A 16,826-nucleotide genomic window follows, 5' to 3' on the forward strand; every position below is an offset into this window, starting at 1 on the left:
AGCAGGTATGCTCGATCCCGGCGATTCCGCACCCCCGATCACGCTGGCCGACCAGCACGGCGCGACCGTCACCGTCGACCCGGACGAGTCGCGGTACACGGTGGTCTACTTCTACCCGCGCGCCGACACGCCGGGCTGTACCGCCGAGGCGTGCGGGTTCCGCGACGAGTGGGACGCCTTCGAGGGGGCCGACGTCGCCGTCGTCGGGATCAGCGACGACCCCGTCGAGGAGTTGGAGCCCTTCGCCGAGAAGCACGACCTCCCGTTCACGCTGCTGTCGGACCCCGACGGCGAGGTCGCGAGCGCGTACGACTCGTACGGCGAGAAGCAGATGTTCGGCAACACCTTCGACGGCGTGTTCCGGAACACGTACGTGCTCGACGGCGAGGGGACCGTCGTCCTCGCCTACGAGGGCGTCTCTCCCGAGGACCACGCGGTCGAGATCGTCGAGGACATCGCCGCGCTCGACGGCTGAGGTCGGCGGCGACCCTCCGCGTCGCCGTCGTCGCGACGGCCCCGTCAGAACAGCCCGCCGACCCGCGAGAGGAGCCGCGGGACCTCGTCGGCGATCGCGTGCCGCTTCAGGAGCGCGAAGCCGGCGACGATGACGAAGAAGCCGACGACCGTCAGCGGCGTCACGGGCTCTAAGAGGAGGACCGCACCGGCGACCGTCGCGACGACCGGAACGACGTAGGAGACGAGGTTGATCTCGAACGGGCCCAGCCGGTCGAGCAGCGTGAAGTAGATGCTGTACGCGACGGCCGAGGACATCACGCCGAGGAACAGCAGCGAACCGACCGCGGGAAGCTCCGTGACCGGGAGCCGTTGGGTCTCGCCGAGCGCGGCGCTGAGCCCGTGGATCAGCGTGGCGCCGAACAGCATCGCCCACCCCGTGAGCGCGATGCTGGAGAAGCTCGTCGTCACGGTGCGGAGCCCGACGCTGCCGACCGCGACCGCGAGCACGCCGATCGAGATCAGCCCGACCCCGATGGTGACGCCCCCGGCGAGGTTCGCGGGGTCCGGCTGGGCGACGAGCCCGACGCCGATAAACGCGAGCACCACACCGAACGCGCCGCGCGCGTCGAGGTCAGAACCGCCGATCCAGGCGGCCGCGACCGCCGCGGTCGCGATCGGCACGAGGCTGTAGGTGATCGAGGCGATGCCGCTGGTGGTGTACTGCTGTCCGACGAACAGCAGCGAGTTGTTGGCGGCGACGGAGAGCCCCCCGCTGAAGCCGATGGCGGCGAAGTCGCCGCGCGTGCTGGGGAGCGGTCCCGTCTCCGTCAGGAGGACGTACGACACCAACACCAGCGCCGCCACGTCGAACCGGTAGGCGGCGTACAGCACCGGCGGGTAGTAGTCGAGGCCGACCTCGATGGCGACGAAGGAGCCGCCCCAGAGCGTGGCGAGGGTGAAAAACAGGACGACGTCTCGATACCGTGACACGGTCGAAGGAAGGCGACGGGGAATAAAGCGGTGTCCGTTGCGGAGGACGCCGCCGGATCGTGGCCGGACGGCCGGCGGTCCGGTCGCGGCCGTCCGACTCGCTTTCCGCCCGGTCCGCTCAGTAGCCGCGGACGATCAGGTAGTCCGCGAGGTCCTCGAGGAGGCTCCGCGAGCCGCTCTCGGGAAGCAGTTCGAGGTGCTCTTTCGACCGCGCGGTGAGGTCCTCCGCGGTCTCGCGGGCGTACGCGATGGAGCCGGCCTCCTCCAAGGCGGCCACCGCGTCCTCGATGGCCGACTCCGTGACCTCGGCCGGGGTGTCGGCGTCGACGAGGCCGTCGACGTCGACGCCCTCTTGACGCGCGTGGAGGGTGATCAGCGTCTCCTTCCCCTCGACGAGGTCGGAGCCGCGCTGTTTCCCCAGCTCCTCGGAGGGAACGGTCAGGTCGAGCACGTCGTCTTGGATCTGGAACGCCCGTCCCGAGTCGATCCCGTACTCGTACAGCGCGTCGATGACGTCGTCGGCGGCGCCGAGCAGGATCGCCGGCGTCGCCGCCGACGCCCCGTACAGGACCGCGGTCTTCAGCTCGACCATCTCGAGGTACTCCTCGGGGAGGATATCGTCGCGCGACTCGAACGAGACGTCGAGCGCCTGTCCCTCGCAGATCTCCGTGCAGGTAGACGCGAGCATCCGCATCGCCTCCAACCCGTTCTCCGGGGCCGCGCCCGTCTCCGTCATGAACTCGAAGGCCTTCGAATAGAGCGTGTCGCCGGCGAGGATCGCCGTTGACGTGTCGTACTGCTCGTGGACGGCGGGGACGCCGCGCCGGAGGTCGTCCTCGTCCATGATGTCGTCGTGGATCAGGGTGAACGACTGGATCACTTCGATGGCGACCGCCGCGCGCATCACGTCCACTTCGGTCCCGTCGAGGGCGGCGAACTCGCGGAAGTCGACGCTCATCGGCTCGACGCCCGCGACGGCCTCGGCGGCGAGCGTCGCCACCGTCGGGCGCAGCCGCTTCCCGCCCGCCTCGAGGATGTACCGTGTCGCCTCGTAGAGGCGCTCCGGGTGCTGTACCGGCAGCTCTTCGTCGATAGCGGCGTTGACCAGTTCACGCCGCTCGCGGATGGCGTCCAGCACCCGCGCCTCCTTCGTCTCGCTCGTCATTCGACGAGTTGGATGACGCTCCCGTTCTGCGTGACGTGAATGTCACGACCGAGCTTGTACCCCTGCGACTTCGCGAGACTCACGTACGGCGAGCGGCCCTCCAGCGACTGGTGGCCGGGGATGAGGTGCTGCGGCTGGAGCGCCTGCAGCATCTCGTAGTGCCCCTCCTCGCGGAGGTGGCCGGAGACGTGGATGTCGTCGTAGAGGCGCGCGCCCTGCATCCGGAGGAGCTGCTCGCTCTGGTAGCGCTGGCCCTCGTTGGTGGGCTCCGGGATGACGCTGGCGCTGAAGACGACCTTGTCCCCGTCGTCGATTTCGTACGGGGTCTCGCCGCGGCCCATGCGGGTTAACATTGCGCGCGGCTCGCCCTGGTGGCCCGTCACGATGGGGAGGAAGTTCCCCTTCCCCTCCTTCATGATCCGCTTGAACGCGCGGTCGACGGACTTCCGGTGGCCGTACATGCCCACGTCGCCCTGGAAGTCGACGAAGTCGAGCCGCTCGGCCGTCCCGGAGTACTTCTCCATCGAGCGCCCGAGGAGGACCGGCTGACGGCCGATCTCGCGGGCGTACTCGACGAGCGTCTTCACGCGGGCGATGTGGGAGGAGAACGTCGTGGCGACGATCCCGCCCGTGTAGTCTTCCATCGAGGTCAGCGTGTCCTCGACGTGCTTCTTCGCGTACGACTCGGAAGGGGTCCGGCCCTTCCGGCCGGCGTTCGTGCAGTCCTCGATGTAACAGAGGACGCCCTCGTCCTGCCGGCCGATCTCGCGGAACCGGTCCATGTCGATCGGGTCGCCGATGACGGGGGTGTGGTCCAGCCGCTTGTCGAGGCCGTAGACGATCGCGCCCTCGGGCGTGTGGAGGACCGGGTTGATGGCGTCGATGATCGAGTGCGTGACGTTGACGAACTCCATCTCGACCTGCTCGGAGTCGCCGATGGCCATCGTGCCGCCCGCCTTCATCTTCACGAGGTCGTTGTCGACCTGGAACTTCCCCTCGTCGGCGATCTGCTGTTTGACCAGTTCGATCGTGTACGGGGAGCCGACGATCGGGGCGTCGTACCGGTGCGCGAGCTTCGGGATGCCCGCGATGTGGTCGAGGTGACCGTGGGTGGGCACGATCGCCTGGACGTCGCCCTCCAGCTCGCTCATGACGCGGTCGTCCGGGATCGCGCCCATGTCGATCAGGTCGAGGCTGTGCATGCTCTCGGTCTCCACGTTGTCGTGGATGAGGACCTTACTGAGGTTCAGGCCCATGTCGAAGATGACGATGTCGTCGCCCGCTCGCACCGCCGTCATCTGTCGACCGACCTCTTCGTAACCGCCGAGTGTCGCAATTTCGATTTCCATGGTTTGTGTATATCGAACGCCTGTACGGCGTTCATCACTGAAACCCCGCAAGGAGCCGTCAGCGCTACGTCCGACCGCGCGTCGTTGAGGCCCCGCTACGGCCGAGCCGACGTCGGCTCACCGTGTCCCGCGGGAGTGTGGTATCCCGAGATACAGGAGCCCGTCTTAAAAACACCGGGGTTCGGGGCCCACCGCGACGGCCGGTAACACGGCGGTACCCGACAGTCTCGACCGGCGTGAACGGGTTTTCACCCCGATCTGTCCTCCTCGCGTCCCGGTATTTTTATTACCGCGACGGGCGGCGATACGTACAATGAGTGGACGACCCCTCGACGTGCTCGAAGCGTCGCTCGAGGACCCGGTGACGGTACACCTGAAGGACGGGACGACTTACTACGGAGTGCTGGCCGGCTACGACCAGCACATGAACGTCGTCATCGAGCCGGAGGACGACGTCGGCGACCGCGTCGACGACGATCTCGACGCGGAGTTCGCCGTCGCGATCGAAGACACAACGATTATACGCGGCGATAACGTCGTCACCATCAAAGCATGACCGGCTCCGGAACGCCCTCTCAGGGGAAGAAGAACAAGACGGTTCACGTGAAGTGCCGCCGCTGCGGCGAGAAGTCCTACCACGTCAAGAAGGAGCGCTGCTCCTCCTGCGGCTTCGGTAAGTCCGCGAAGCGCCGCGACTACGCGTGGCAGTCGAAGACCGGCGACAACTGACGACGACGCTTTCTCGATCTCTCCATTCCGCTCGAATCCCGTAGTGTCGGGTCCGGTCGCGGCGGGTCGTCCGACCCCCACGATTCCGCCGCCGGCCGAACGCTTACTACCGGCGGTCGCCGAGCCGTGGCATGGACCTCTCCGTCGTCGACCTCTCTCCGGTCCCCGCGGACGGGACCGCCGCCGACGCCTTCGCGAACACGGTCGCGGCCGCCGAGCAGGCGGAGCGGCTCGGCTACTCGCGCTTCTGGGTCGCCGAACACCACGGCAGGACCGACCGCCTCGCGGGGACGACCCCGGAGGTGCTCCTCGGACGGCTCGCGGCGGCGACCGACGCGATCCGGCTCGGCAGCGGGGCCGTCCTCCTGAATCGCTACAGCCCGTTCAAAGTCGCCGAGTCGTTCGGGACGCTCGACGGGCTCGCGCCGGGCCGCGTCGACGTCGGCGTCGGCCGAGCGAACGGGCCGCCGGCCGCGGACCGCGCGCTCGGGACGAGCCGCCGCGTCGAGAGTCCGAACGAGGACCACGAGGAACGGGTCCGCGCGCTCGTGAGCCACCTCTACGACGCCTACCCCGACGGCCACGAGTACGCCGACCTCGACGTCCCCCGCTCCGGGGACGGTCCCCCCGTTCCGTGGGTGCTCGGGTCGAGCCCGGCGAGCGGCGAGATCGCCGGGAAACTCGGGCTTCGGTACTGCTTCGCCGGGTTCATCAGGCCCGGATTCGCGGAGCGTGCGTTCGCGTCCTACCGCGAGGCGTTCGAGCCCGGCGCGCTCCCTGCCGGCCCAGACGAGCCGACGGGGATGGTCGCGGTCAACGCGGTCGCCGCCGAGACCGACGCGGCCGCGGCCCGTCGCCGAGCGCCCGCGGAGGCGACCTTCCGGCGGATGCGCCGCGGCGACCTCGGGGACTCGACGCCGTCCGTCGCTGAGGCGGTCGACGAGCTCGGCGGGGCCCCGGAGCCGACGCCCGCGACGCTCGACGACGACGAGTGGCCGCGGTCGGTCTCCGGGAGTCCGGAGACGATATCGGGGATCCTCGAACAGCTGGCCGACCGAGTCGGCGTCGACGAGGTGATGATCCAGCACGCAGTCCCCGACCACGGCGACGCGCTGGAGTCGCACGCGCTGCTGGCCGAGGCGGCCGGGCTGGAACCGAGGAACTAACGGGCCGGCGTCGGTGCCCCGCTCACTGAGGCGGGTTCCGGACGAGCGCGTCGAGCATCAGCAGCGCGCACGCCAGCGCCGCGGCGGCGGTCGGGACCACCCACCCCTCGACCATCGCCGACGCGGCGCCGTACCCGCCGGCGAACAGCAGCGGCATGCCGGCGAGGACCGCGTCCGCCCGCGACACGCCTCCGGGCACGTCGACCGGAACGCCGTCGGCGACGCTCATCAGTCCACGTACCCCAGGTCCCGGAGCCGCTTGCCGATCCGGCGGGCCTCCGCCTCGCTGATCTCGTCGTCCGACTCCATCTCCTGGACGACGACGTGTTTCACGAACTCCTTCACGGAGCCGAACGGCTCGTCCTCGATGTACTCCTCGACGTCGGCGACGAACTCCTTCCGCAGCGAGATGGTAGTGTAGTCGGCCATTACGCCAGATCAGTGGCTCCCGGGTGAAAAATCTAATTACATGTAATTACTATTTGTCGTGACTACTCCACGCGCTCGCGGGCGGCGGCGACGAGCATCGGCAGCATGACGGTCGCGTCGCCGTAGACGGAGGCGTTGCGCGCGTCCTTCTCCAGCTTCCCCCACGACCGGGCCTCTTCGAGGGTGGCGCCGGAGAGCCCGCCGGTCGCCTCCGGGTCCATCGTTATCTGGACGGCGTAGTCGTACGCCCGCGGGGTGACGAGCATCGTCTGGAGGGTGAAGTTCTTCGGGACGCCGCCGCCGACGAGCAGGCAGCCGGCGTCGTCGGCCTCGAACGCGAGGTCGGTCAGCTCCGTCATGTCGGCGAGGGCGTCGAGCGTGAAGTCGGCCGTCTGCGCGTACATCCACGCCTGCAGTCCCAGCACGGAGTCCTGCACAGCGGGGCAGTAGACGGGGACGTCGCACTCGTAGGCCGCGGCGGCGACGCCTGGGTCCTCGGCCACGTCGTCGCGGTCGTTGACCGCGGCGTTCGCGCGACCGAGCTCTCGCGCGAGGTCGGCGATGGAGACGGCGCCGTCGCCCTCGGCGTCCGGGTCGGCCTCGAGCGCCGGGAACACCTCCTCGCGGAGGTGGCCCTCGAACGCCGCGAAGTGCTCCTGCGGGAGGTAGACGTTGTAGATGCGGTCGACGCCCTCGTCGCGGAGCCCCTCGTCGTGCTCGCGGAGGCTCTTCTCCGGGTCGTGAGTCCGGCCGTGGTGGTGTTTCCCGCCGATCGCCTCGATGGCGTCGTGGGTGAGGTTCGCGCCCGTGGTCACCAGCGCGTCGACGTAGCCGTCGCGGATCAGGTCGGAGACGATCCGGCGCATCCCCGCCGGGACCATCGCTCCGGCCAGCGAGAGGAAGACCGTGCAGTCCTCGTTCGCGAACATCTCCGCCAGCACGTCGCCCGCCTCGTTGACCGACGCCGCGCCGATCCCGGCGTCGCCGTACCCCTCGACCAGCTGGCCGACCGTCATGTCGGCGGTCGCCCGCGTGTGCCCGACCGGGTCCTCGTGGAACTCCTCTCGGGGCGGGTCGCCGCCGTGCTCGTCGTGGCCGTCTCCGCCGTGCTCGTCGTGGCCGTCGCTCATGTCGACTGATGCGACGGGCGACCGTTTGAAACGACCGATCTACCGGCCGATCGAGCCCCCGCTCACCGGCGGGAACAGCGCCAGCTCGTCGCCCTCCTCCAGCGTCGTCTCCAACCCCTCGTCGTGGCGGACGCTCCGCCCGTTCCGGAGGACGTTGATGTGGTCGGCCACCGAGCCGTCCTCGAGCACGCGCTCTCGGAGGTCGGGGTGGGCGTCGAGCAGGCCGTCGAGCGCGTCGCCGACCGTGTCCCCCGGCGACGCCTCTACCTCGACGGTGCGGCCGCCGGCGATCTCCGAGAGGTCCGCGAACAGCTTCCACTCCATACGTTGACCCCGTACGGACGCCTCAAGAGCGTTGCGTCCCTTCGCTCGGTTCGGCCTCGGCGTCGGCCCGGTCCCCGCCGTCGCCGTCGTCGCCGTCGTTCGCCGTGACGACCGACGGGTCCGCCCTCTCTCCGCCGGCGTCGGCCTCGAACCGACGGAGCGCGTCGGGTCGGCCGACCAGATACACGAGATCGCCGGCGCCGAAGGCGTACCCGCGCCGCGGGATGGGCTGTACCGCCCCGTCCCCGGGTCGGACGGCGGCGACGACGACCTCCACGTCGCCGACGGTGCTCTCGGCGAGGGCGCTGCCGGCCTCGACCGTGATCGCCGCCATCGTCTCGTCGGCGTTCCGGAGCAGCGAGGCGAACTCCCGGTCGGCCTGCGGCTCCGCCGGGAGCGTCACGATCCGATACGACTCCTCCTCGGTGAGCCCCTCGGCGTCGGACTCGTCGAGCGCGACGGTCGCCGCGTCGCCGGCGACGCCCCGGAGCTCGCCGGTGGCGACCCGCTTCGGCTCCGGATCGGTGCGCCACAGCTGGACCGTGTCGCCGGCCGTCGCGTTGTTCGGCGGGTCAGCGGCCACGGCGACCGCGGCGGATCCGGGCGCGAGCGTCGGTCCGAGCCCCGCCGCGCGGGAGCCGACCGCGAAGTACTCGACCGCGCCGTCGTCGGTGACATCGACGTCCACGTAGCCGACGCCGTGGTCGGTCTTCACTCGCTCGACGAGCCGTTCGCGGAGCTCCTCGCCGGAGAGCTTCCGCGCGAACAGCAGCGTCTTCTCGGCCATCTCGGCCTTCTTCTCCGGCGACACCGGGTCGTAGGTGTCCATGTCGCGGATCTCCTCGGCCACCGGGAGCGTGACGGCCGTGAACCGGCCGACGGCCCGGACGATACCGGTCAGCTCGCCCTCCAGCTGCCTGGCCCCCGAGAGCGCGAACACGTCGACCGCGAGCCGGTCGCCGACGTACCGGCCGCCCGGTGCGAACACCGCCGCGACGCCGAGCGAGACGACGTTGAACAAGACGCTCTCCGGTTCGAGCAGCGACGGGCTCTCGCCGGCCGCGATCGCCCCGAGCGAGGTCGTGTTGAGGTACAGCGCGACGACGGAGACGCCGAGCAGGACGGTGACCCCCTCCGGGATCTCGTCCCGGAAGTACCACCGGTACGTCAGCGCCGCCGCGCCGGCGACGAGGACCGAGAGGACCGCGAAGGTGACGAGCGTGACCGCCGCCTGTTGCGGACGCGCGAAGCCGACGTCGACCGGGGGTGCGACGGCGACTTGGGGCGCGACGGCGACGAGGGCGCCGACGAGAGCCTCATGACCCGCGCCGGTCGCCGCGGCCGCCGCCTCCGCCGCGGTCATCGCGCGGCCTCCGCGAACCGGTCGAGGGCGTCGCGGCTCCCCACGACGAACAGGTCGTCCTCGGCGGAGAGGCGCTGCGAGCCGCCGGGGGCGATACTCCAGGAGTCGTGCCGCGCCGCGAGGACGGCGACGTCGTACGCCTCCCGAACCCCCACCTCGCCGATGGTGTGACCGTCGAGGGGGCCGCCGGGGACGACGGACACCTTACGGAACCGCTTCCCCGCGCGGCGCAGCAGCGTCGTGAGCTCGTACTCCCGGCGGGTGCCGCGGGAGAGGACGAGGACGCGCCCCCGACCCGCGCGCAGGAGCGCGCTCGCCTCCGGCCGCTCGACGGCGACCGTCACTCGCCCCTCTCCCCCGGTCGTCGTCGGCGCGCTCGCGGTCGTCGGGGCGGGGGGCGCCTCGCCGCCGTCCGTCCGCGGCCCGCCGTCCCCGCGCGGCTCCCCGTCGCTCCGCGCGGCATCGGTCCCGGGGAGGTCGTCTCCGGGCCGCCCGCCGCCGGTCGCCGGCGTCCCCGCGCCCGGCTCCGGCTTCCCGCTCGTCCTCGCGGCCAGGACGGTCCCGTCCACGCTGAGGCCGGACGCGAGCACGCGCACGACATCGCCGCGGGCGATCCCGGTCGGGACGAGCGCCGGCACCGACACCGCGCGCTTCCCCTCCGGGACCCGCTTCGACAGCGCTCCGGTCGGCGGCGCCGCGGCCACCGTCGCGTTGGCGCGTTCGTCGATCCGCACGGCGACGTCAGCCAGGTCGAGCTCGGTCCGGAGCCGCTCCGCGAACCGGTCTTCAAGCTCGACGAGCGGGAGGTCGGCCGGGAACGTCCACTCGCCGTCGACGATCGCGCCCCGGGTCTCGGCCGGCAGCGGCGGGTACCCCTCCATGTCGTTCACCTCGCCGGCGACGTCGACGGTGACCCGACCCCGACCGCCGACCAGCTCGACGACGTCCGTCGAGAGGGTCCGGTCGCGGAGCTGTTGGAGCGAGATCCGCTTCGGGACGGTGGCGCCGAGCTTGTCCCCTTGGGCGTGCGCGTACAGCGAGATCATCAGGACCACCACGATGGCCGTGAGGACCGCCGGCGCGCGCTCGGACGAGCGGATCGTCTCGTCGTTGAGCGCGAGCAGGCCGCCGTTGATGCCGGCGATCGCGAGCGCGAGGACGACGACCCCGAGCCCGGGAATTGTCACCCCGGTGACGTACTTGAACACGAATCCGAGCACCCCGGAGACCAGCGCGGGCAGGATCCCCGTGATGATCCCGAGGTAGATCCCGAAGACGACCTCGACGGGCAGTGACATACGCCCCACACTCGGCGGTGAGGTTAAACCCCTGTCGCCGCCGCCGCTCCGCCCTCGCGGGGTTTAAGTCAAGCCTCGGCGACGGGCCGGTATGGAGCTGACCCGCGACTGGGTGACCGTGCGGGCGTCCATCGCCCTGACGTTCGCGGTCGCGGTCCTGTCGATCCTCGCCGGACTCGCCCAGATCGGCGGGCTCGGCGTCGACGGGCCGCTCGCCCCTCTCGTCCCCGACGTCGTCCGCCAGACGGTCGGATTCACGGGGACGATCACCGGCTTCGCGATGCTCGGCAGCGGCTTCGCGCTGAAGAACGGCTACCGGGTGGGTTGGCACTCCACGGCGGTCCTGCTGCCCCTGACCGCGATTCAGGGGCTGATGCAGGCGTCGGTGCTGTCGTTCCCGCTGGTCGCGCTGTCGGTCCTGTCGGTGCCCCCGCTCGTCTACAACCGCGGACGGTTCGACAGGCGCTTCTCCCCGTCGCCGACGCAGCTCGCGGCGGGCGCAGCGCTCGTGACGGCCGTCTCGTACGGAACGGTCGGTACGTACGCGCTCCGCGACCAGTTCAACGGGGTGGAGACGATCGTCGACGCCTTCTATTTCACCGTCGTCACCGCCTCCACGGTCGGCTACGGCGACGTGACGCCGGAGGCCGGCGCGGCCGCCGACATCGCCCAGCTGTTCGTGCTCTCCTCGCTCGTGATGAACGTCGCCGCGTTCGCGGTGGCGCTCGGGGTCCTCCTCACGCCCGCCATCGAGGCGCAGCTCTCCAAGGCGCTCGGAAAGATGACAGACAGACAGATAGACCTCCTCGACGACCACGTCCTCGTGCTCGGCTACGGGGACCTGACGGAACCAATACTCGAAGAACTCGACGAGCGCGACGGCGTCGATTACGCCGTGGTGACGCCGGACGAGACGGCCGCCCGGCGGCTCGCCGACCACGAGGTCCCGGTGTACACCGCGGACCCCAGCGACGTGGAACCGCTCGAACGGGTCAACCTCGACGGCGCCCGCGCGGTCGTCGTCGCGACCGAGGACGACGCGCGCGACGCGCTCGCCATCCTTACCGCCCGCCAGCTCAACCCAGACGTGCGGATCGTCGCGGCGGTGACGCAGCGCGAAAACGTGGACAAGCTCCGCCGCGCCGGCGCCGATCAAGTGATATCCCCGTCGACACTCGGCGGCCACATCCTCATCGACTGCGCGTTCGGGGCGGACAGCCGGGACGCGACCGAGGAGATCCTCCGCGACGTCGACCTCGAAGACTGACGGCGGTTCGCGGCACCGGTAGATCGCTGTACCGGCGGTTCGCGACGCCCCGGAATTCGGTTGTCAGCGGCTCTGCCGGCCCTTCGTCTGCCGGTAATCCCGGCTCAACACGTTCTCGCGCATGTGATCGCGAAAAGCGTCGGCCTCGGCGTCGGTCATCGACTCCGGCTCCTTCATCGGCACCAGCTCGAACCCACGGCCGCGGATGGTCGTCGCGTGCTCGGCGTCGACGTCGAAGGAGTCGGGGCGCCGCGTCGTGTACTCGACCGCGAGTTCGCGGAGCGGCCGCTCCCCGACGGGGACGATGATCTGCGGGTTGATCATCCGGATCTCCGCGTTGAGGAACGGCTCGCAGGTGTCGACCTCGCGGTCGGTCGGCTCGCGCTCCGGGTGTCGGCAGCGCGTCAGGCTCGTGAAGAAGACGTTCTGAACGTCCGGCTCCGCCGCGTCCGGCGACGAGCGCACGAACCCGAGGTCGGCGAAAATGGACTGGACCCGCTCGCCGCCCTCCGCGCCCGTGAACGGGACGCCGTTCTCCTCGGCGGCCGCGGTCGGCCCGGTCCCGACGACGAGGAACTCGGCGCCCACGTCACCGTACCCGTGGACGACGCGCTCCCGCGCGTCACACAGCTCGGGGCAGTTCTCGCAGGCCGTGTCCATCCCGAACGGGTTCCGGAACTCCTGTTGATTCGCGTCCACGGACGTACTGCGTCCCGCGAGCCCCTAAACGCTCCGCTGGGGGGTCGCGGAGTCTTCAGAACGCGGCGGGGCGAGGGCTCAGTTCAGCTGGTAGGATTCGCCGTCGCAGTCGACCATCCCCTCTCGCTTGAGGGTCTTCAGGATGCTGTACAGCGAGATCTTCTTCATCCCGAGCGAGTCGCCCATCTCCGAGACGGTCGCGTCGCCGTTCGTCGTCAGGTACAGGTACACGAGCTTCGCGCGGGGCGACTGCAGCTCCGACGGCAGGGCCGGCGCCGCGGTGCGTGTCTCTAACATCTTGTCCGAAGCGTCGAGTTCGACGATAATAAATCCCCTATTCAACGATCGTCGTAATCGATCGGAACGGTAACGAGACGGTTCCTATCGGCCAAAAACGACAGTTCGTCGATCGCGAGATCGCCGCGCAGAGAGTGTCGACGCCGGAACGCGCCGACTCTTTCGACCGACGACGGATAGGAGACCGTGAACGATCCGGAACGATCGTGCCCGACCCGGTCGCCCCGGGGCGACCGGGTCGGCGCGATCGCGTCGCGTCCGACGGCTCAGTACGACCGGCTCTTCGGCTCGTACGTCTTGTTCTCGCCCTCGAGGATCGTCGGCTTATACCACAGCTCCGGCTCGCCGTCGTTCCACGAGACGAGCGTGTGCTTCAGCCAGTTCTCGTCTTTGCGTTCTTGGTGTTCCTTCCGCCAGTGAGCGCCGCGGAACTCCTTGCGCGCGAGCGCGCCCATCGTGAGCGCCTCGGCGATGTCGAGGATGTTCCGCGTCTCCATCGTGTGGATCAGGTCGGTGTTGAACGTCCGTGACGGGTCAGAGACGGCGACGTCCTTGTACGCCTCCCGCGCCTCGCGGAGGTCGCCGAGCGTCTCCTCGAGCCGGCCCTCCTCGCGGAACACGTTGACGTTGGCCGTCATCGTCTCTTGGACCTTCGAGCGGATCTCCGCGTGGTTGCGGCCCCTGCGCGCGAGGAGCTCGTCGACTCGGTCCTTGGCGCGCTCGACGGTGGCACCGAGGACGCTCTCGGCGTCGGACGCCACCGCGCCGCCGTCGGCCGCGGCGGGGCCCTTCCCGCCCGTCTCGCCGACCTCGATCTCGAACTCGTAGTCGGCGGCCTCCCACTCGCCGTCTTTCCCGGTCGTGACCTTTGCCTCGCCCATGTCCTCGCCGGCGGCGTGACGACCGGCGCGCTTGCCGAAGACGATGAGCTCCGGGAGCGCGTTGCCGCCGAGGCGGTTCGCGCCGTGGACCGACGCGCAGGCGCACTCGCCGGCGGCGTACAGCCCGTCGATGGCGGTTTCGCCGTGCTCGTTCGTCTCGATGCCGCCCATCGCGTAGTGCTGACCGGGCTTGACGGGCATCGGCTCCGTGAGCCCGTCGGCGCCCTCGAAGTCCTCCGCGAGGTGGAGGATGTTCTCCAGCCGGTCGAGGATGCGCTCCTCGCCCAAGTGGCGCATGTCGAGGTGGACGTACTCGTCCTCGATGCCGCGCCCCTCGTTGACCTCGGTCAGCTCGGCGCGGGAGACCACGTCGCGGGAGGCGAGCTCGCCGTCGTTGTTCGCGTAGCCGTGCTCGAACATGAACCGCTCGCCCTCGCTGTTGTAGAGGATGCCGCCCTCGCCGCGGACCCCCTCCGATATCAGGACCCCCGTCGACGGCAGCGTGGTCGGGTGGAACTGGATGAACTCCATGTCCTCCATCGGGACGCCGGCGCGGTACGCCATCGCGACGCCGTCGCCGGTGTTCGCGACCGCGTTGGTGGTGTGGTCGAACACCTGCCCCATCCCCCCCGTCGCGAGGATGACGCCGTTGTCGGCGCGGAAGCCGCTGACCTCGCCGCTCTGGATGTCGTAGGCGACGACGCCGTGGCAGGTGCGGTCGGCCGGGTCGTCCTCGTCGGTGACGGCGAGGTCCATCACGTGCCACTCGTCGTACACCGTAACGCCGCGTTTGACCACCTGCTCGTACATCGTGTGGAGCATCTGGTGGCCGGTCTCGGCGCCGGCGTACGTCGTCCGGGGGAACGAGAGCCCGCCGAACGGGCGCTGGGAGACGCGACCGTCCTCCTCGCGGGAGAACGGCATTCCCCAGTGTTCCAGCTGGATGACCTCCTCCGGGCTCTCCTGACAGAGCGCCTCGACCGCCGGCGCGTCGCCGAGGTAGTCCGACCCCTTCATGGTGTCGTATGCGTGGTCCTGCCAGGAGTCGGCGTCGCGCAGCGCCGCGTTAATTCCTCCCTCGGCCGCGCCCGTGTGCGAGCGGACCGGGTGCAGTTTCGAGACGATGGCCACGTCGGCCCCGGCTTCCTGTGCTGCGATCGCCGCCCGGAGTCCCGCCCCCCCGGCGCCGACAACGATGACGTCGTGTTCGTGCATTGTGGTTATGATAGTCGGTTGGTTCCGAATGCCCTTGAGAGTGTCTCCCGCCGTTACCAGAACTTCAGGTTGTTCTTCACCGCTTCGCGCTTCAGCTCCTGGATGTGCTCGGTGAGGGGGATGTCCTTCGGGCACACTTCGGTACAGGAGAACTGGGTCTGACACCGCCAGACGCCGTGCTCCTGCTCGATGATCTCCAGCCGCTTCTGTTTCATCTCCTCGCCCTCGCGCTCGTCCATGGCGAACCGGTACGCCTTGTTGATCGCGGCGGGCCCGAGGTACTCGTTGTCGCCGGCGGCGATGTTACACGAGGACATGCACGCGCCGCACCAGATGCAGCGCGTCGACATCTTCACCTTCTCGCGGTTCTCCCGCGTCTGGCGCTGCTCCTCCAGCTCCCCGTCGGGGTACTCGTCCGTCTGGAAGTACGGCTCGACGGCCTCCATCTGGTCGTAGAAGTGCTCCATGTCGACGACGAGGTCCTTCTCGACCTCGGCGTGCGGGAGCGGCTCGACGCGGATCGGCTCCTCGAGGTCGACGATCTGCGTCTTACACGCCAGCTTCTGGCCGCCGTTGACGAAGATGGCGTCCGAACCGCACACCGCCTGCCGACAGGAGTGACGGAACGTGAGCGAGGAGTCGTAGTTATCCCGCGAGTACATCAGGGCGTCGAGGACGGTCATCCCCTTCGTGAAGGGAACGTGGAACGTGTCGAATCGGGGCTCCTGTTTCCCCTCCACCTCCGGGTCGTATCGGAACACCTTCAGCTCGATCGTGTCCTCGTCGGCCGCGGCCTTCTCGGCCTCCTCGGCCTGTCTGCGGGCGCGTTCCTCCGCGGCCCGGCGGCGCTTCTCGGCCCGCCGTTCGTCGCCCTTGGAGGCGACGTCGGTCTCCGCTTCGGTCTCGCTCGATTCCTCGGTCTGCTTCGGTATCTGTGTGCTCATGATCGGTTCAGTAGAGTCCGATTCCCGCCCACGCGTTCGCGGTGCGCACGCCCTGAACGATCAGGACCGCGCTCGCGGCGACGAGGGTCCACTTGATGACGGTGCGTTTGGTGCCGGTGAGTCCCTGGTTGACGAGGGCGTTGTAGACGCCGTTGACCCCGTGGAACGTCGCCGTCACGAGGAAGAGGATCATCAGCGAGTAGTAGCTCAGGCTCTCCATCCGCCCCGAGCTGGCGAGGAACGACACCTCGTCAGCGTGGTGGACGAAGTGGAGCAGGAAGAAGTGGAACGCCAGCACGACGAGCAGGAACGCCGCCGTGACCCGCTGGAGCAGCCACATCCGACCGCCGGATTTGAACGAGGAGTAGCGCTCCGCCATCTCAGAACGCCCCCGCGATGAACGTCGGCACCGACGCGACGGTGATCGCTCCGGTCAGGATGAGTGACGCGTAGAAGCTCTTGTCTTGTGCGTCCAGGCCGACCCCGAGGTCGACGAGGAGGAGCCGGGTGCCGTTGAGCATGTGGAACACGGCCACCGCGAGCAGGCCGACCTCCAAGAGCCGCACCAACAGCAGGCTCTCGAGGCTGACGATCGTCTGGGTGTACACGTCCTCTCCGGCCATGATCGCGGCTTCGCTCGCGCCCGCCGCAGGGATACCGGTGCTCAACACGGCGATGTGGGTGAACAGGTATCCGATAAGCACCCAGCCCGTGAACTTATGGAAGATCCAGGCCCACATCCCCGCCTCGAACTCCCGCCACCGACTGAAGTCCTCAATGAGGCCTCGATTGTACGACTGACTCATATCTAACGGTTCCGCACTGGGGTCGTATAGTAGTTTCTAACACGGCGGGATCGACCCCGACAGCGGCCCGCCGTATCGGGGGTGTGTTTGCTCTTAACACAGAGCCCCCGCTCGCGGAAGCCTTTTATGTACTCCTCCCGCTCTTACGGACGCAATGGCGAAAGGGAAGGTTGACTTCTTCAACGACACCGGCGGCTACGGATTTATCGAGACTGACGACGCGGACGAGGACGTGTTCTTCCACATGGAGGACGTCGGCGGCCCGGACCTGGAGGAAGGTCAGGAAGTCGAGTTCGACATCGAGGAGGCGGACAAGGG

General features: G+C 69.2%; 21 protein-coding genes. 6 read left to right on the plus strand and 15 right to left on the minus strand.

What is annotated here, in order from left to right:
• The first annotated feature begins 7 nt into the window (after positions 1 to 7).
• Positions 8 to 475 carry a peroxiredoxin gene (locus DJ75_RS06520; RefSeq protein WP_094523653.1) on the plus strand — a complete coding sequence of 156 codons (468 nt, stop codon included), beginning with the start codon at positions 8 to 10 and terminating at the stop codon, positions 473 to 475.
• 44 nt (positions 476 to 519) lie between these two features.
• Here DJ75_RS06520 and DJ75_RS06525 read toward each other — a convergent pair whose 3' ends face one another.
• The 3 genes from DJ75_RS06525 to DJ75_RS06535 all read right to left on the minus strand — a co-directional run bounded on the left by DJ75_RS06525 (position 520) and on the right by DJ75_RS06535 (position 3,960).
• Complete coding sequence (locus DJ75_RS06525) at positions 520 to 1,446, minus strand: DMT family transporter (RefSeq protein WP_094523655.1); 927 nt, start codon at positions 1,444 to 1,446, stop codon at positions 520 to 522.
• Between the two features lie 118 nt (positions 1,447 to 1,564).
• The gene (idsA3, locus tag DJ75_RS06530; protein ID WP_094523657.1) at positions 1,565 to 2,611 is read right to left on the minus strand and encodes a geranylfarnesyl diphosphate synthase; all 1,047 of its coding nucleotides are present in this window, start codon (positions 2,609 to 2,611) and stop codon (positions 1,565 to 1,567) included.
• The gene (locus DJ75_RS06535) at positions 2,608 to 3,960 is read right to left on the minus strand and encodes a ribonuclease J (protein ID WP_094523659.1); all 1,353 of its coding nucleotides are present in this window, start codon (positions 3,958 to 3,960) and stop codon (positions 2,608 to 2,610) included. Before DJ75_RS06535 ends, idsA3 begins: the two co-directional genes overlap by 4 nt.
• A gap of 313 nt (positions 3,961 to 4,273) precedes the next feature.
• Between DJ75_RS06535 and DJ75_RS06540 the strand changes: the two genes are divergently transcribed.
• The 3 genes from DJ75_RS06540 to DJ75_RS06550 all read left to right on the plus strand — a co-directional run bounded on the left by DJ75_RS06540 (position 4,274) and on the right by DJ75_RS06550 (position 5,855).
• Complete coding sequence (locus tag DJ75_RS06540; RefSeq protein WP_094523661.1) at positions 4,274 to 4,516, plus strand: LSM domain-containing protein; 243 nt, start codon at positions 4,274 to 4,276, stop codon at positions 4,514 to 4,516.
• Positions 4,513 to 4,689, plus strand: coding sequence for a 50S ribosomal protein L37e (locus DJ75_RS06545; protein ID WP_094523663.1), 177 nt, complete (start codon positions 4,513 to 4,515; stop codon positions 4,687 to 4,689). The genes DJ75_RS06540 and DJ75_RS06545 overlap by 4 nt, the downstream gene beginning before the upstream one ends.
• 131 nt (positions 4,690 to 4,820) lie before the next feature.
• On the plus strand, positions 4,821 to 5,855 hold the full coding sequence (locus DJ75_RS06550; RefSeq protein ID WP_094523665.1) for an MsnO8 family LLM class oxidoreductase: 1,035 nt from the start codon (positions 4,821 to 4,823) through the stop codon (positions 5,853 to 5,855).
• 22 nt (positions 5,856 to 5,877) lie between these two features.
• Here DJ75_RS06550 and DJ75_RS06555 read toward each other — a convergent pair whose 3' ends face one another.
• The 6 genes from DJ75_RS06555 to DJ75_RS06580 form a co-directional block, all read right to left on the minus strand.
• On the minus strand, positions 5,878 to 6,084 hold the full coding sequence (locus DJ75_RS06555) for a hypothetical protein (protein ID WP_094523667.1): 207 nt from the start codon (positions 6,082 to 6,084) through the stop codon (positions 5,878 to 5,880).
• Positions 6,084 to 6,284 (minus strand): hypothetical protein, encoded by a 201-nt coding sequence (locus tag DJ75_RS06560; protein ID WP_094523669.1) that lies wholly within the window; start codon positions 6,282 to 6,284, stop codon positions 6,084 to 6,086. Before DJ75_RS06560 ends, DJ75_RS06555 begins: the two co-directional genes overlap by 1 nt.
• A gap of 62 nt (positions 6,285 to 6,346) precedes the next feature.
• Positions 6,347 to 7,414 (minus strand): deoxyhypusine synthase, encoded by a 1,068-nt coding sequence (locus DJ75_RS06565; RefSeq protein WP_094523671.1) that lies wholly within the window; start codon positions 7,412 to 7,414, stop codon positions 6,347 to 6,349.
• A gap of 39 nt (positions 7,415 to 7,453) precedes the next feature.
• Complete coding sequence (locus tag DJ75_RS06570) at positions 7,454 to 7,738, minus strand: ubiquitin-like small modifier protein 1 (RefSeq protein WP_094523673.1); 285 nt, start codon at positions 7,736 to 7,738, stop codon at positions 7,454 to 7,456.
• A 22-nt stretch (positions 7,739 to 7,760) separates the two neighbouring features.
• Positions 7,761 to 9,101 carry a potassium transporter TrkA gene (locus DJ75_RS06575; RefSeq protein WP_094523675.1) on the minus strand — a complete coding sequence of 447 codons (1,341 nt, stop codon included), beginning with the start codon at positions 9,099 to 9,101 and terminating at the stop codon, positions 7,761 to 7,763.
• Positions 9,098 to 10,399, minus strand: a complete 1,302-nt coding sequence (locus DJ75_RS06580) for a potassium channel family protein (RefSeq protein WP_094523676.1) — start codon at positions 10,397 to 10,399, stop codon at positions 9,098 to 9,100. Before DJ75_RS06580 ends, DJ75_RS06575 begins: the two co-directional genes overlap by 4 nt.
• A 91-nt stretch (positions 10,400 to 10,490) precedes the next feature.
• On the opposite strand from DJ75_RS06580, the gene DJ75_RS06585 reads away from it, so the two are divergent.
• On the plus strand, positions 10,491 to 11,666 hold the full coding sequence (locus DJ75_RS06585) for an NAD-binding protein (protein ID WP_094523678.1): 1,176 nt from the start codon (positions 10,491 to 10,493) through the stop codon (positions 11,664 to 11,666).
• A gap of 63 nt (positions 11,667 to 11,729) precedes the next feature.
• Here DJ75_RS06585 and DJ75_RS06590 read toward each other — a convergent pair whose 3' ends face one another.
• The 6 genes from DJ75_RS06590 to sdhC all read right to left on the minus strand — a co-directional run bounded on the left by DJ75_RS06590 (position 11,730) and on the right by sdhC (position 16,508).
• Complete coding sequence (locus DJ75_RS06590) at positions 11,730 to 12,365, minus strand: uracil-DNA glycosylase family protein (protein ID WP_094523680.1); 636 nt, start codon at positions 12,363 to 12,365, stop codon at positions 11,730 to 11,732.
• 78 nt (positions 12,366 to 12,443) lie between these two features.
• Positions 12,444 to 12,662: a helix-turn-helix domain-containing protein gene (locus DJ75_RS06595; RefSeq protein WP_094523682.1), complete on the minus strand. Its 219-nt coding sequence runs from the start codon at positions 12,660 to 12,662 to the stop codon at positions 12,444 to 12,446.
• Between the two features lie 266 nt (positions 12,663 to 12,928).
• Entirely contained in the window at positions 12,929 to 14,758 is a 1,830-nt protein-coding gene (locus DJ75_RS06600; RefSeq protein ID WP_094523684.1) for an FAD-binding protein, read from the minus strand.
• A 53-nt stretch (positions 14,759 to 14,811) separates the two neighbouring features.
• Positions 14,812 to 15,702, minus strand: a complete 891-nt coding sequence (locus DJ75_RS06605; protein WP_094523686.1) for a succinate dehydrogenase/fumarate reductase iron-sulfur subunit — start codon at positions 15,700 to 15,702, stop codon at positions 14,812 to 14,814.
• 7 nt (positions 15,703 to 15,709) lie between these two features.
• Positions 15,710 to 16,081 carry a succinate dehydrogenase gene (locus tag DJ75_RS06610; RefSeq protein WP_094523688.1) on the minus strand — a complete coding sequence of 124 codons (372 nt, stop codon included), beginning with the start codon at positions 16,079 to 16,081 and terminating at the stop codon, positions 15,710 to 15,712.
• A 1-nt stretch (position 16,082) separates the two neighbouring features.
• Positions 16,083 to 16,508 (minus strand): succinate dehydrogenase, cytochrome b556 subunit, encoded by a 426-nt coding sequence (gene sdhC, locus DJ75_RS06615; RefSeq protein WP_094523690.1) that lies wholly within the window; start codon positions 16,506 to 16,508, stop codon positions 16,083 to 16,085.
• A gap of 154 nt (positions 16,509 to 16,662) precedes the next feature.
• Here sdhC and DJ75_RS06620 point away from each other — a divergent pair.
• A partial coding sequence (locus DJ75_RS06620; RefSeq protein ID WP_094523692.1) for a cold-shock protein occupies positions 16,663 to 16,826 on the plus strand: 164 nt, incomplete at its 3' end.

The organism is Halorubrum sp. Eb13, from assembly GCF_002252895.1.
Lineage (GTDB): Archaea > Halobacteriota > Halobacteria > Halobacteriales > Haloferacaceae > Halorubrum.

Excerpts from the sequence above, each read along its gene's own strand:
- DJ75_RS06520 (WP_094523653.1), top strand. The coding sequence starts at position 8 with ATGCTCGATCCCGGCGATTCCGCACCCCCGATCACGCTGGCCGACCAG.
- idsA3 (WP_094523657.1), bottom strand. The coding sequence starts at position 2,611 with ATGACGAGCGAGACGAAGGAGGCGCGGGTGCTGGACGCCATCCGCGAG.
- DJ75_RS06535 (WP_094523659.1), bottom strand. The coding sequence starts at position 3,960 with ATGGAAATCGAAATTGCGACACTCGGCGGTTACGAAGAGGTCGGTCGA.
- DJ75_RS06540 (WP_094523661.1), top strand. The coding sequence starts at position 4,274 with ATGAGTGGACGACCCCTCGACGTGCTCGAAGCGTCGCTCGAGGACCCG.
- DJ75_RS06545 (WP_094523663.1), top strand. The coding sequence starts at position 4,513 with ATGACCGGCTCCGGAACGCCCTCTCAGGGGAAGAAGAACAAGACGGTT.
- DJ75_RS06550 (WP_094523665.1), top strand. The coding sequence starts at position 4,821 with ATGGACCTCTCCGTCGTCGACCTCTCTCCGGTCCCCGCGGACGGGACC.
- DJ75_RS06555 (WP_094523667.1), bottom strand. The coding sequence starts at position 6,084 with ATGAGCGTCGCCGACGGCGTTCCGGTCGACGTGCCCGGAGGCGTGTCG.
- DJ75_RS06560 (WP_094523669.1), bottom strand. The coding sequence starts at position 6,284 with ATGGCCGACTACACTACCATCTCGCTGCGGAAGGAGTTCGTCGCCGAC.
- DJ75_RS06565 (WP_094523671.1), bottom strand. The coding sequence starts at position 7,414 with ATGAGCGACGGCCACGACGAGCACGGCGGAGACGGCCACGACGAGCAC.
- DJ75_RS06570 (WP_094523673.1), bottom strand. The coding sequence starts at position 7,738 with ATGGAGTGGAAGCTGTTCGCGGACCTCTCGGAGATCGCCGGCGGCCGC.
- DJ75_RS06575 (WP_094523675.1), bottom strand. The coding sequence starts at position 9,101 with ATGACCGCGGCGGAGGCGGCGGCCGCGGCGACCGGCGCGGGTCATGAG.
- DJ75_RS06580 (WP_094523676.1), bottom strand. The coding sequence starts at position 10,399 with ATGTCACTGCCCGTCGAGGTCGTCTTCGGGATCTACCTCGGGATCATC.
- DJ75_RS06585 (WP_094523678.1), top strand. The coding sequence starts at position 10,491 with ATGGAGCTGACCCGCGACTGGGTGACCGTGCGGGCGTCCATCGCCCTG.
- DJ75_RS06595 (WP_094523682.1), bottom strand. The coding sequence starts at position 12,662 with ATGTTAGAGACACGCACCGCGGCGCCGGCCCTGCCGTCGGAGCTGCAG.
- DJ75_RS06600 (WP_094523684.1), bottom strand. The coding sequence starts at position 14,758 with ATGCACGAACACGACGTCATCGTTGTCGGCGCCGGGGGGGCGGGACTC.
- DJ75_RS06605 (WP_094523686.1), bottom strand. The coding sequence starts at position 15,702 with ATGAGCACACAGATACCGAAGCAGACCGAGGAATCGAGCGAGACCGAA.
- DJ75_RS06610 (WP_094523688.1), bottom strand. The coding sequence starts at position 16,081 with ATGGCGGAGCGCTACTCCTCGTTCAAATCCGGCGGTCGGATGTGGCTG.
- sdhC (WP_094523690.1), bottom strand. The coding sequence starts at position 16,508 with ATGAGTCAGTCGTACAATCGAGGCCTCATTGAGGACTTCAGTCGGTGG.